Annotated in this window: 13 protein-coding genes; 5 read left to right on the forward strand and 8 right to left on the reverse strand. The window is 72.8% G+C overall.

The window, feature by feature from the left end; all coding sequences use genetic code 11:
• Nucleotides 1-94 precede the first annotated feature (94 nt).
• The 3 genes from RY076_RS16430 to fabG form a co-directional block, all read right to left on the reverse strand.
• Nucleotides 95-2,353, reverse strand: a complete 2,259-nt coding sequence (locus tag RY076_RS16430) for a tetratricopeptide repeat protein (RefSeq protein WP_323099987.1) — start codon at nucleotides 2,351-2,353, stop codon at nucleotides 95-97.
• A gap of 59 nt (nucleotides 2,354-2,412) precedes the next feature.
• Nucleotides 2,413-3,174, reverse strand: coding sequence for an enoyl-ACP reductase FabI (gene fabI, locus RY076_RS16435; protein WP_323099988.1), 762 nt, complete (start codon nucleotides 3,172-3,174; stop codon nucleotides 2,413-2,415).
• Nucleotides 3,175-3,241: 67 nt separating this feature from the next.
• Nucleotides 3,242-3,985, reverse strand: coding sequence for a beta-ketoacyl-ACP reductase (fabG, locus tag RY076_RS16440; protein WP_323099990.1), 744 nt, complete (start codon nucleotides 3,983-3,985; stop codon nucleotides 3,242-3,244).
• 176 nt (nucleotides 3,986-4,161) lie between these two features.
• Between fabG and RY076_RS16445 the strand changes: the two genes are divergently transcribed.
• Genes RY076_RS16445 through RY076_RS16455 form a run of 3 tightly spaced genes read left to right on the forward strand, consistent with a single transcriptional unit; the run spans nucleotide 4,162 to nucleotide 5,326 of the window.
• A complete protein-coding gene (locus RY076_RS16445; RefSeq protein ID WP_323099992.1) occupies nucleotides 4,162-4,455 on the forward strand; it encodes a DUF3099 domain-containing protein in 294 nt (97 codons plus the stop codon).
• Nucleotides 4,456-4,462: 7 nt separating this feature from the next.
• On the forward strand, nucleotides 4,463-4,714 hold the full coding sequence (locus RY076_RS16450; protein WP_323099994.1) for a hypothetical protein: 252 nt from the start codon (nucleotides 4,463-4,465) through the stop codon (nucleotides 4,712-4,714).
• Nucleotides 4,715-4,762: 48 nt separating this feature from the next.
• The gene (locus tag RY076_RS16455; protein WP_323099996.1) at nucleotides 4,763-5,326 is read left to right on the forward strand and encodes a cysteine hydrolase family protein; all 564 of its coding nucleotides are present in this window, start codon (nucleotides 4,763-4,765) and stop codon (nucleotides 5,324-5,326) included.
• Between the two features lie 57 nt (nucleotides 5,327-5,383).
• Here the strand turns inward: RY076_RS16455 and moaA are convergent, their stop codons facing one another.
• Nucleotides 5,384-6,406, reverse strand: a complete 1,023-nt coding sequence (gene moaA, locus RY076_RS16460) for a GTP 3',8-cyclase MoaA (RefSeq protein ID WP_323099998.1) — start codon at nucleotides 6,404-6,406, stop codon at nucleotides 5,384-5,386.
• 186 nt (nucleotides 6,407-6,592) lie between these two features.
• Between moaA and RY076_RS16465 the strand changes: the two genes are divergently transcribed.
• Together RY076_RS16465 and RY076_RS16470 are read left to right on the forward strand one after the other, a co-directional pair.
• Nucleotides 6,593-7,675, forward strand: coding sequence for an ANTAR domain-containing protein (locus tag RY076_RS16465; RefSeq protein WP_323100000.1), 1,083 nt, complete (start codon nucleotides 6,593-6,595; stop codon nucleotides 7,673-7,675).
• A gap of 52 nt (nucleotides 7,676-7,727) precedes the next feature.
• Nucleotides 7,728-8,564, forward strand: a complete 837-nt coding sequence (locus RY076_RS16470) for an SURF1 family cytochrome oxidase biogenesis protein (RefSeq protein ID WP_323100001.1) — start codon at nucleotides 7,728-7,730, stop codon at nucleotides 8,562-8,564.
• A gap of 46 nt (nucleotides 8,565-8,610) precedes the next feature.
• Here the strand turns inward: RY076_RS16470 and RY076_RS16475 are convergent, their stop codons facing one another.
• The 4 genes from RY076_RS16475 to RY076_RS16490 all read right to left on the reverse strand — a co-directional run bounded on the left by RY076_RS16475 (nucleotide 8,611) and on the right by RY076_RS16490 (nucleotide 12,469).
• Nucleotides 8,611-10,482: an ABC transporter ATP-binding protein gene (locus RY076_RS16475; protein WP_323100197.1), complete on the reverse strand. Its 1,872-nt coding sequence runs from the start codon at nucleotides 10,480-10,482 to the stop codon at nucleotides 8,611-8,613.
• Between the two features lie 141 nt (nucleotides 10,483-10,623).
• The gene (locus RY076_RS16480; protein ID WP_323100003.1) at nucleotides 10,624-11,427 is read right to left on the reverse strand and encodes an enoyl-CoA hydratase/isomerase family protein; all 804 of its coding nucleotides are present in this window, start codon (nucleotides 11,425-11,427) and stop codon (nucleotides 10,624-10,626) included.
• A 26-nt stretch (nucleotides 11,428-11,453) separates the two neighbouring features.
• Nucleotides 11,454-11,675: a hypothetical protein gene (locus tag RY076_RS16485; protein ID WP_323100004.1), complete on the reverse strand. Its 222-nt coding sequence runs from the start codon at nucleotides 11,673-11,675 to the stop codon at nucleotides 11,454-11,456.
• 74 nt (nucleotides 11,676-11,749) lie between these two features.
• Nucleotides 11,750-12,469, reverse strand: coding sequence for a hypothetical protein (locus RY076_RS16490; protein ID WP_323100006.1), 720 nt, complete (start codon nucleotides 12,467-12,469; stop codon nucleotides 11,750-11,752).
• Between the last annotated feature and the right edge of the window lie 18 nt (nucleotides 12,470-12,487).

A 12,487-nucleotide genomic window follows, 5' to 3' on the forward strand; every position in this document is an offset into this window, starting at 1 on the left:
GGTGCGCCAACTCAGCCCGGGCGCAGTTCGCAGGCCCCGGGCGTCCCCGACGGACGCGCCAACTCAGCCCCGGCGGAGGTGCTGGACCGCAGTGTCAGGCGTCCGGGGAGGTGGCGTCCCGCTCGGAGGACTCGAGGTCGTCGGCGTAGGCGCGCAGGGCGCGGCGGTAGGACTGCGCGTCGACGTCGGTCGTCGCGTCGAGCGTCGCCCGCACGAGGTCGGCGACGGCCTCACGCTCCCGGCCCAGGTCGGTCCGCACGAGCGCGCGGAACAGCAGGGCCGCCGTGCTGTGCGGACGCGTCTCGAGGACGTCGGCCAGGACCGCGTCGGCCTCCTCCGGCCGTCCCACGACGCGCAGGCTCGAGGCCAGCTGCAGCTGCGCGCGGTGCCGGTGCGGTTCGGGCAGCCCACCCCGGATCGCCTTCTCGTACAGCGGGATCGCGCCGTGCTCGTCGCCAGCAGAGTCCATGGTTCCGGCGAGCTCGAACTCGAGACGGGCATCGCCGGGGTGCTCGTCCAGCAGGGTCCGTGCCGACGCGATGCGGGTGTCGGCGTCGTCGGACTCCCAGAGGGCGGCGATCTCGGTCTCCAGCTCGTGCTCGCCACGGGCGGCCACGACCTTGCGGCGGATCGCGCGGGCGTCGTCGACGGTGCCGCCGTGCTCGCGCAGCCAGGCATCCACCTCGGACCGCTCGGCGTGGCACATGAGCGCGACGACGTCGCCGGCGTTGGCCTGCGCCACGAGCTGCTCGAGGGCGCCCAGCTCGGTGTCGTGCGAGGGCACGTCGAGCACGCCGACGCGCGCCAGGCCGTCCCGGAAGAGGCCGAGCAGGTTCTCCGGCTCACGGCCCCGGAGGTAGCGCCGGGCGATCTTGAGCACGACGTCGTCGGCGCCGCGGCCGGCGATCTCGCCCATCGCCTCGATGGCGTCGTCGGTGCGGTCGCCCGCACAGCCGAGGCCGACGCGGACCGCTCCGCCGGGAGCGACAAGCCCGTGCGCCACCTCGAGCAGCGCCTCGAGGCCGGCCTCGTTGTGCGCCATGTCCATGATGACCGTGGCCCGGCCGCCCTTCTCGAGCGGCACCGAGTACGTGTTCATCCGGCCCCAGTTGTGCTCGGGGTCGGGCGCGAAGGTGCGCAGGCCCTCCACGACCGCCGACCGCGGCACGCCGAGCCCGAGGGCCGCGGCCGCACCGGCCAACGCGTTGGCGATGTTGTTGCGCGACAGGCCGCTCAGCGTCATCGGCACGTCGGTGACCTTGACGAGGCGGTCCGGGTCGCCGTTCGGCGACAGGACGACGATCTCACCCCCGAGCACCGTGATGCCGCGCCCTCCGGCGTTGACCGCCTCCCACAGGGCCGGCGAGTCGGGGTCGAGGCTGAAGGCCCACGGCTTGGCGCGGCTGCCACGGCGCATCGCCCAGACGCGCGGGTCGTCGCCGTTGAGGACACACCACCCCTCCGGCTTGGTCACGGTGGTGACGATGGCCTTGACCTCGGCCAGCTGGTCGAGGGTGTCGATGCCCTGCAGCCCCAGGTGGTCGGCGCTGACGTTCGTGACGACGCTGACGTCGTTGGTCGTCACGCCCATGCCGCGCAGCAGCATGCCACCGCGTGCCGTCTCGAGGATGCCCATCTGCAGACCGGGCGTCTCGAGCACGCCGCGTGCCCCGGCCGGGCCGGAGAAGTCGCCGGCCTCCTTGGTCTCGCCCATGACGACGACGCCGTCCGTCGAGCTCCACGCCGTCGTGAGGCCCGCGGTCATGCACATGTGCGCCATGAGACGCGTCGTCGTCGTCTTGCCGTTGGTGCCGGTGACCGAGGCCACGGGAACGCTGGGCGTGATGACGCTCGGGCCGGGTCCGTCGGCCGCGGCGAGGATCGCCTCAGCGGCGGCGCCGATCACCTCGTCCGGGCGCCGCGACGCGTCGAGCAGCTGCCCGAGCACGGCGGCGATCTGCTCCCCCGCCACCTGGCCCCGCGTGCGGTGCGCCCACGGGAAGGCGAGCACGGCGTCCTCGACGGCACCGCCGGCGCGGACCCGGACACCGAGGCGACCGACGCCGATCTCCGCGCCGACGCGTCGGGTCACCGTGCGGATGACCCGCATGACGAACCGCTGGCGCAGCGCCGTGCCGCGCTTGCCGGGCCGCGCCGACCGCAGCCCCAGCCTCGACGCGAGCGCCTCGGCCTGGGGGCGTTTGAGCCCGAGGTAGCCGGGCAGGTGGAGGCTGACCTTGATCGCGGGTCGCGCGAAGTAGAGGTTCGGTCCGTCGAGGACACGCACCTCCTCGACGTGCACGCCCTTGGCGCTATCGGTGGCGGTCGCGGCAGGGGTCGCGGCGTCAGGCATGGCAGGACTCTAGCGACGGGCGCAGCGGGTCGCTCGGGTGCCGGGCCGGTCTCGGCTCGTCACTGCCCCATCGCGTGGACGCCGCCGTCGACGTGGACGATCTCGCCCGTCGTGGCCGGGAACCAGTCCGAGAGCAGGGCCGCGCACGCCTTGGCCGCGGGCACGGCGTCGTTGACGTCCCAGCCGAGGGGGGCGCGCTCGTCCCAGACCCGCTCGAACTGTTCGAAACCGGGGATCGACTTGGCAGCCGTCGTGCGGATCGGGCCGGCGGCCACGAGGTTGCAGCGCACGTTCTTCGGGCCGAGGTCGCGGGCCAGGTAGCGGTTCGTCGACTCGAACGCGGCCTTGGCCACGCCCATCCAGTCGTAGACCGGCCAGGCGAACTTGGCGTCGAAGGTGAGCCCGACGACGCTGCCGCCGTCGGCCATGAGCGGCAGGGACGCGGCGGCGAGCGACTTGAGGCTGTAGGCCGAGATCTGCAGGGCCGTCGACACGTCCTCCCACGTGCCCTCCATGAAGTTGAAGGCGCCCTGGGGCGCGAAGCCGATGGAGTGCAGGACGCCGTCGAGGCCGTCGACGTGCTCGCGAAGACGGTCGGCGAGGGTGTCGAGGTGGTCCTGCTCGGCGACGTCGAGCTCGATGACCGGCGGCGTCTCGGGCAGGCGTCGGGCGATCGTCTGGGTGATCTTCATCGTCCGGCCGAAGGAGGTGAGCACGACCTGCGCACCCTCCTCCTGGGCGATCTTCGCGACGTGGAACGCGATCGAGCTGTCCATGAGGACGCCGGTGACGAGCAGCTTCTTGCCTTCGAGGATTCCCATGCCTGCGACTTTCTGTGGTTTCGGGGAGGAGGTTCAGAGCCCGGACGGGCGTCGTGTCAGCGACCGCTCAGTGGCCCATGCCGAGGCCGCCGTCGACGGGAATGACGGCGCCGGAGATGTAGCCCGCGTCCTCGCTCGCGACGAAGCGCACGACGGACGCGACCTCCTCGGGCGTCGCGAAGCGCCCGGCGGGGATGCCGGCGAGGTAGGCCTTCTTCTGGTCCTCGGGCAGCACGGCCGTCATCTCGGTCTCGATGAAGCCGGGGGCGACGACGTTGGCCGTGATGCCGCGGCCGCCGAGCTCGCGGGTGATCGAACGGGCGAGGCCGACGAGGCCCGACTTCGACGCGGCGTAGTTGGTCTGGCCCGGCGAGCCGTAGAGGCCGACGACGCTGCTGATGAGGACGATGCGGCCCTTGCGCTTGCGGATCATGCCCGTGGCGGCACGACGCGCACACCGGAAGGCGCCGGCCAGGTTGGTGTCGATGACGGAGTCGAACTCCTCGTCGCTCATCCGCATGAGCAGGGTGTCGCGGGTGATGCCCGCGTTGGCGACGAGCACCTCTACCGGACCCCCGAGGATCTCCTCGGCCGCGGTGAACGCCCGGTCGACCGACGCGGTCTCGGTGACCTCGCAGACGACGCCGCGCAGCCCCTCCGGCGGCTCGCCGGAGCGGTAGGTGATGACGACGTTGTCGCCCGCCTCGACGAAGGCCCGCGCGATCGACAGGCCGATGCCGCGGTTGCCCCCGGTCACGAGCACGTTGCGCGGGTTGCCCGTGGGGGTCTCGGGCGATGCGGTCGATGCCACTGGTCGTCTCCTCCGTCCGCCCGGCCGTGGGCGGGGTCGTCGTGCTCGCGAGGTGGCGCGTCGGCCGGCCTCGGGAGCTCCATCGGTGCTGTCTGGTGCTGCCCCGAAACCTAACGGACTACCCAAGGGTAGACAGCACTGTGTGCGTCGGCCGGACGGCGACCTAGAGTGGATGGGTGGCACGTAGCAACGACCGACCGGTGGTCCACACCGTCACCTCCGCGGCGACGTCGACGACCGACGACCAGGACGCGCGCATGAAGCGCTACCTCATCATGATGGGGATCCGCGTCGCGTGCTTCGGGCTCGTCTTCGTCACGTCGGGCTGGGTGCGGTGGGCCGCCGTCGCCGGTGCGGTCGTCATCCCGTACTTCGCGGTCGTCATCGCCAACGCGGTGAGCCCGCGGGCGCCCGGCTCGATCCAGTCCGTGACACCCCAGCCCGACGACACGCACCGCCTCGAGCGCTGAGCCGCCGGTGAGCGTCCTCCCCTCGCGCGGCCCCGCCGAGCCCGCCGGCACGCCCGAGCACGTCTGCAGCGCCAAGGGCTGCCGGGCCACGGCACGGCACGCGGTCGTGTGGAACAACCCGAAGCTGCACGCCGCCGACCGCCGCAAGGTCTGGCTGGCCTGCGAGGACCACCGCACCTCGCTCGCCGACTTCGTCGCGCTGCGTGGGTTCCTCATCGAGGTCGTCCCCGTCGAGGCCCTCACCGACGCCGACGGCTGACGCGTCGCGCCCTCCCGACGGACCGACGACGCCGGTAGCGTTCCCGTCATGAGCGAGGTCCTCGTGCTGATCGACATCCAGCGTGACTACTTCCCGGGCGGCCGCATGCCCCTCGTCGGTCCCGACGACGCAGCAGGTCAGGCCGCGTCCCTGCTCTCTGCCTTCCGGGAGCGGGGGCTGCCGGTCATCCACGTGCGCCACGAGAGCCTCGAGCCGGATGCCGGCTTCCTCGTGTCGGGAACACCGGGGGCCGAGCTCGACCCGCGGGTCACGCCCCGTCCCGGTGAGACCGTGATCGTCAAGCACCACCCGAACGCCTTCCTCGAGACCGGTCTGCAGTCCGAGATCGAGGCCCACACCGGTGCGAGGCTCGTCGTCGCCGGGATGATGACGAGCATGTGCGTCGACGCCACGGTCCGGGCAGCGTCGGACCTCGGCCACGTGGTCACGGTGGTGGCGGACGCGTGCGCGGCGCCCGACCTCGAGTTCGCCGGCACCCACGTGGAGGGGCGGGCCGTGCACGCCGCCTTCATCTGCGCCCTCGGTGACGCCTACGCCGACGTGCGCATGACGGCGGACGTCCTGTCGGCCCATCCTGACGGACGTGGGTGAAACCCGGTCTGCAGGCCGGCCCAGCGCGACGGACCCGGCCCGCCGAGGTGGGATGACCTAGCCGCCGATGGCCGACATCGGCCGCTCCGGCTGCACGAAGCCCGGTTCGCCGATGCCGTGGCCGCGCCGCTTGCGCCACATCTCGCCGCGCATGAGCCCGAGCAGCTCGTCGTCGGACGCGCCGTCACGCATCGGGCCGCGCAGGTCGGTCTCGGTGGTCGAGAAGAGGCAGTTGCGCACCTGGCCGTCGGCGGTGAGCCGCGTGCGGTCGCAGGCGGCGCAGAACGGCGCCGAGACACTGGCGATGATGCCGACGGTCTCGGGCCCGCCGTCGACGAGGAAGCGCTCGGCCGGCGCGCTGCCGCGGTCGGCGGCCGGCAGCGGGGTCAGCTGCCAGCGCTGCGAGAGCCGGGCGCGGATCTCGTCGGCCGTGACCATGTCGCGGCGGTCCCACGCGTGCTGGGCGTCGAGGGGCATCTGCTCGATGAAGCGCAGCTCATAGCCGCGCTCGAGGCACCACGCGAGGACGTCGGCAACCGAGTCGTCGTTGACGCCGCGCATCGCGACCGCGTTGACCTTGACCGGGGTCAGCCCGGCGTCGGCCGCCGCCTTGAGGCCCGCCTCGACGTCGGCAAGCCGGTCGCGGCGGGTCAGGTGGGTGAACGTCTCGGAGTCGATGGTGTCGAGGCTGACGTTGACGCGGTCGAGGCCGGCCTCCTTGAGCCCCAAGGCAACCCGCTCGAGGCCGACGCCGTTGGTGGTCATGGCGATGCGCGGCCGCGGCTCGAGCGCGGCGATGCCCGCGACGAGGTCGACGAGCGAGCGACGCAGCAGTGGCTCACCGCCGGTCAGGCGCACCTGGGTGACGCCGTCGCGGACGAAGAGCCCGATCAGGCGCAGCATCTCCTCGTCGGTGAGCATCTCGGCCCGCGGCATCCACGGCAGGCCCTCGGCCGGCATGCAGTACGTGCACCGCAGGTTGCAGCGGTCGGTGACCGATACGCGCAGGTCGCGCGCCACCCGGCCGAACTGGTCGGCCAGGCCTGCCGGTCGAACGCTCGGGTCGGGAAGGACGGTCATGCCACCCACTCTAGGCCGCAGGGGCGACGAGCCGGATCAGGTGACCGCGCCGATGCTGCACGACACCGGCACGACGCTGCGGACGCACGCCGCGGCCGGTCCCTCGACGGTGACATCTGCCGGACCCGAGGCAGCGCACAGGCATAGAGTCCAGGCAGGGCAGTGTCGTGGAGGAGGCGGGATCCGATGGCTGAGCACGCACCCGACGACGAGAGCGTGTGGGCCGCTGAGAAGCGCGACTTCGTCGCGGACCACCGAGACGATCTGGCCGCCGAGCGAGACGAGGTCGCCGATGCGCGCGACCTGACGGCCGACGCCCGCGAGTCCGCGCTCGACGAACGGGAACGCCTTCTCGACCTGCGCGCATCGCGCCTCGCGTTCGCGCCCGACGCCACCGAGCGAGCCGAACGGGCTGGAGCAAGCCATGCCCGCGAACAGGCACGGCAGGGCCGCGAGCAGGCCCATGAGGACCGGGACGAAGCCGCCGATGCCCGCGACGAGGCAGCAGGCCTCCGCCAGGAGGCGAGACCGACGACACGGCTGGCAGCGACGTTCGCCGCCATCGCCGAGAACCTCTACGGCGCCGACTCCTACGACGCCGTGCTCCACCGCATCGCCCAGGCCGCGGTCGACACCGTCGCCGGGTGCGAGATGGCCAGCGTCACCCTCTTCGAGAAGGGCGCCTACCGGACCGCCGCGTCGACGGCCGCGAACGCATCGGCGGTCGACCGTGCCCAGTACGTCGCCGGTGAGGGCCCGTGCCTTGACGCCGTGGAGGCCCCCGTCGTCTACGCGCGGGCCTTTCCCGACCCCCGCTGGCCGACCCTGGGCTCGCGTCCGGTCGAGCTGGGCGCGTGTGCCGCGGCCTCGTACCGCCTTGCGTCCGCGGGGTCACCACGCGTCGGGGACCCCACCCGTACAGGCACGACCGGGTCGCTGAACACCTACGGCAGCACACCCGACGCGTTCAGCGCCGAGGCGCAGCAGATCGGGCTCATCCTGGCGGCACACGCCTCCATGGCGGCGGCCGTCGTCCGCGAGCGGAGCCACCTGCACGACCAGACGCAGCAGCTGAGCGAGGCCCTGGTCTCACGGGACGTCATCGGCCAGGCCAAGGGCATCCTCATGGAACGCCTCAAGCTCACCCCCGAGCAGGCCTTCGACGCCCTGCGGCACTCGTCCAAACGGCTCAACGAGAAGCTCCGCACGGTGGCCAGCACCCTGGCCGAGACCGGTGAGTTCGACGCGGGCAAGATCCCCCGGACCTGACGGCGGCCGACCGGTCTCCGTGGCCCTCAGCGGGTCCGGGTACCGTCGAGGCGTGCTCAGACTGTGGTTGACCCGGCGCTGGCTGGTCGGGACCCTCCTCGGGGTCCTCTTCGGCGTCGCGTGCTTCTACCTCGGGCTCTGGCAGTGGCACCGGCACGAGGACAAGCAGACCAAGGCCGACGCCATCGCCCAGCACTACGACGCGAGGCCGGTCCCGCTGGAGCAGGCCCTCGCGGCCGGCCCCCTCTCCCCCGAACGGCAGTGGACCCGCGTCACCCTGACGGGCACCTACACCCAGGGCACCGACCTGCTCGTGCGCAACCGGACGCTCGACCAGACGGTCGGCTTCGAGGTGCTGACGCCGTTCACGACGGGAGGCCGCACCGTCCTGCTCGACCGTGGCTGGGTGCCCAACGCCGAGAACGCCGAGACGACGCCCCCGGCCGACGCCGCACCGGGCGGCGAGGTCACCGTGACAGGCTGGCTGCGGACCGACGAACCGAGCCTGGGCCGCGACCTCCCGCGCCCGCAGCTGGCCAGCATCGACCTGCCCGACGCCCGGGCCCAGGTGCCCGGGCTCTCGCCGCTCGACCTGTACGTCGTCGTCGGCGCCCAGCAGCCGGCGCCAGCCTCGGGCTCGCACCCCGTGCGCCCGCTGCCGCGCCCGGACCAGGACCTCGGCCCGCACCAGGCCTACGCCTACCAGTGGTGGCTCTTCATGCCCGGCGGCGTCGTCTTCGTCTGGTGGGCCATGCGCCGCGAGCTGCTGCTCGAGCAGGAGGAGGCGCCCGACGGCGAGGCGGCCGGGTCGCGCCCCGTGGCACCTCCGCGTCCGGCTCGGCCCGCCAAGCCCAAGAAGGTCCGGATCTGGGACGAGGAGGACGCGTAGGCGTCCCCACCTCGGACGACGCCTCGCACGCCTCCGCGGACGGCGTTCAGCCGGCGCGCTCGACGGCCTTCTCGTCGAACTGCGTGGCGTGCAGGTCCGCGTAGAGCCCGCCACGCGCGAGCAGCTCGGCGTGGCGCCCGGTCTCGACGACGCGGCCGTGGTCGAGGACGACGATGAGGTCGGCCTGGCGGATCGTCGAGAGGCGGTGCGCGATGACGATGGAGGTGCGCCCCTCGAGGGCGGCGTCGAGGGCGCGCTGCACCGCCACCTCGGACTCGGAGTCGAGGTGGGCCGTGGCCTCGTCGAGGACGACGACGTCAGGCGCCTTGAGCAGCAGTCGGGCGATGGCGAACCGCTGCTTCTCGCCGCCGCTGAGCCGGTGGCCGCGGTCGCCGACGACGGTGTCGAGGCCCTCGGGCAGCTCCTCGACGAGCTCGCTGATCTGCGCAGCGCGCAGCGCGGCGGCGACCTGCTCGTCGGTGGCGTCGGGGCGGGCGTACAGCAGGTTGGCGCGGATCGTGTCGTGGAAGAGGTGCGCCTCCTGCGTCACGACGCCGACGCGGTCGCGCAGCGAGTCCATCGTCACGTCGCGCAGGTCGACGCCGCCGATGCGGACGGCGCCGCCGCTCGGGTCGTAGAGGCGCGCGACGAGCGAGGTCAGGGTGGTCTTGCCCGCGCCGGACGGGCCGACGAGCGCCACGAGCGAACCGGCGGGCACGTCGACGTCGATGTCGTGGAGCACGACGCCGCTGCCCCGGCGGTCGCCCGAGGCGACGGACTCGAGGGAGGCGAGGGAGATCTCGTCGGCGGACGGGTAGCGGAACGAGACGTCCTCGAGCGTGACCCCGAGCGGCCCGGCCGGCAGGGCCACCGCGCCGGGGCGCTCCTTGACGAGGGGCTCGAGGTCGAGCACCTCGAAGACGCGCTCGAAGGAGATGAGCGCGGTCATGATGTCGACGCGGACGTTGGACAGCGACGTGAGCGGGCCGTAGAGGCGTGCGAGCAGGGCCGCGAGGGCGAGCAGCGTGCCGACCGACAGGGTGCCGTTCACGGCCATGACGCCGCCGAAGCCGTAGACCATCGCCGTCGCGAGCGCCGCCACGAAGGTGAGCCCTGCCATGAAGAGCGTGCGGTTGACGGCGATCTCGATGCCGATGTCACGGACGCGGCCGGCACGGTCGGCATACTCGGCCTCCTCCCGCACGGGCGAGCCGAAGAGCTTGACGAGCAGCGCACCGGCGACGTTGAAGCGCTCGGTCATCCGCGTGCCCATGTCGGCGTTGAGGGTCATCTGCCGGTGCGCGAGGGCCGCGAGCCGCCGCCCCATGAGCCGGGCCGGGATGAGGAAGAGCGGGACGAGCAGCAGCGAGCCGAGGGTGAGCTGCCACGAGAGGGCGAACATCGCCCCGACGACGAGGACGACCGACACGACGTTGCTGACGACGTTCGACAGCACCGAGGTGAAGGCCTGCTGCGCGCCGACCACGTCGTTGTTGAGGCGCGAGACGAGCGAGCCGGTCTGGGCGCGGGTGAAGAACGCGATGGGCTGACGCAGCACGTGGCCGAAGACCTCGACGCGCAGGTCGTTGATCAGCCCCTCACCGATGCGCGCGGAGTACCAGCGCGACACGATCGTGAAGAGCACGTCGACGACCGCGATGACCGCCACGAGCAGGGAGAGCTTCACGACGACGCCGGAGTCCTTGGGCACCACACCGTCGTCGACGATCGCCTTGAGCAGCAACGGGACCGCGACGACGAGCAGCGAGTCGAGCACGACGACGACGAGGAACGCCGCGATGTCGGAACGGAACGGGCGGGCGTAGCCGAGGACTCGACGACGCGTGCCGGGCGCCAGCCGGCGTTCGGCCACCGACGAGTCGCGCGACATCGACCGCATCGCCATCCACGGCTGCATGCCCACGGGCTGTTTCCTCCTGGTCCACGGTCAGCCGTCCGTCCGGCTGCTCCTCCATCATCCAACCGCGGACCACCGACGCCGATTCCCGGCCGGCCCCACGGCCGACCTCGCAGACGACCTCGCAGGCGACGCGGTGGGTCAGGACGCGTCGGGGCGCAGGCGGCCGAGCATCCCGAGCAGCAGGCCCGTCTGGGCTTCGCGCTCGGCGTGCAGCTGGGCCTCGGCGTCGTTGGTGACGGCGGCGCGCAGCAGCGGCTTCAGGGCGCGCAGGGCCTCGTCGGGAGCCTCGAGCAGGGCCGCGACGAGCGAGGCGGTGGCGTCGTCGAGGTCGGCCGCGGGCGCCATGGAGGTGAGCAGGCCCATGGCGTGCGCCTCCGGAGCCGAGACGGGGCGGCCGGTGGCGCACAGCTCGAGGGCGCGGGCGTACCCGACGAGGTGGACGAGCGGACCGGTGCCGCCGAGGTCGGGCACGAGACCGAGGCTCGTCTCACGCATCGCGAACCACGCGTCGAGGGCCGCGAGGCGCAGGTCGGCGGCGAGGGCGAGCTGGAACCCGGCCCCGATGGCGTAGCCGTGCACCTGCGCCACGACGACGGCCGGGCACTGCGCCCAGGCTGTGAAGCCCTCCTGGTAGCGCGCGATGCCCGCCTGGATGTCCGCCGGTCCGCCCTCGGCCAGGGAGAAGACGCTCTCCTCGCCCGGCACACCCTCGGGCGTGAACATCGCGGTGTCGATGCCCGCGGAGAAGGCCGGTCCCTCACCGCGCAGGACCACGACGCGGACGTCGTCGGGCACCGACCGGGCCTGCTCGGCGAGCGCAGCCCAGAGCGACGGCGTCTGGGCGTTGCGCTTGTCCGGGTGGTCGAGCACGAGGGTGCGCACGGGCCCCGCGGTCTCGACGCGCAGGTGCGGGTGCGGCCGGTCGGTCTGCGTCGACGTCATGGCCCGCAGGCTACCGGCGGGTCACCTCAGGCGGCGACGGGCGTGACGGGCGCGACGGGCGCCGTGGCCGACCGGACCGGCAGGACGGCGCGGAGCACGCCCCAGCCGGTGACCGACGCCGGCTGCACGACCTCGACCCGGAAGACGCGCGCGCAGTCCAGGCACGACCACGCGGCGGTCGGGTCCGGGAACGGCGTGACGTCCTCGCCCGCGCAGAACGGGCACGTGAGGGTGTGGTCGGTGGGCATGCCGTTCAGAGTGGCAGGACGGCTCCGCAGATACAATAACCATCCATTATGTGATCCACAGGCAGCAGTTATGGTTAGCCGCCACCGCTCCCGAGCGCGCCCACCGCCCGGGCGACGACGAGGAGCGAGGTGAGCAGGGCCGCCGTCGCCTCGAGGCCCATCAGCGCCTTGGCCCGGGTGGACAGCGGCATCGTGTCGGTCGGGCTGAACGCGCTCGAGTTCGTCAGCGACACGTAGAGGTAGTCGACGAACTCCGGACGCCAGTTGCTCCGTTCCGCCGACGTCGCCGCGACCTCGACGACGGTGTCACGGTTCTCGTCCTGGGAGAAGCGCCAGTCGGCCGGTGGCAGCCGTTCGCGTGAGAGCGTGTGCCGGGCCACCGGACCGCCGCGGTCGACCTCCCAGAACAGCAGGCCGAAGCCGATGACATTCGTCAGCCAGACCTGCAGGCCGGCCAGCAGCAGCGGCATACCGCCGGGCTGTGCCGAGGTCAGGGTGCGTACGAGCATCCCGAGGGCGACGAGGTTGGCGGCGATGACGACGCACGCGAGGGCGATGGACACGCCTCGCGACCAGCGGGTCTGGCGGACCAGACGCGTCGGGTTCGTCACGAGCAGCGCGACGAGCAGCGCCAGCTCGACCGCGGGGATGGCCAGGCGCGGCCCGACGAGCAGGCTCTCGGGCAGCGCCGCGTAGGCAGCGATCGCTACGAGGATGGCGAGCGTCGGCCACAGCCGGTGCTCGCCGGTGCTGCTGCGGACCTCGTGGTGTCGCCGCCGCATGCCGCGTGCCATGCCGCCAAGGTAGCGGCC

Origin of the sequence: Intrasporangium zincisolvens, from assembly GCF_034724055.1 — a bacterium.
Classification (GTDB): domain Bacteria; phylum Actinomycetota; class Actinomycetes; order Actinomycetales; family Dermatophilaceae; genus Monashia; species Monashia zincisolvens.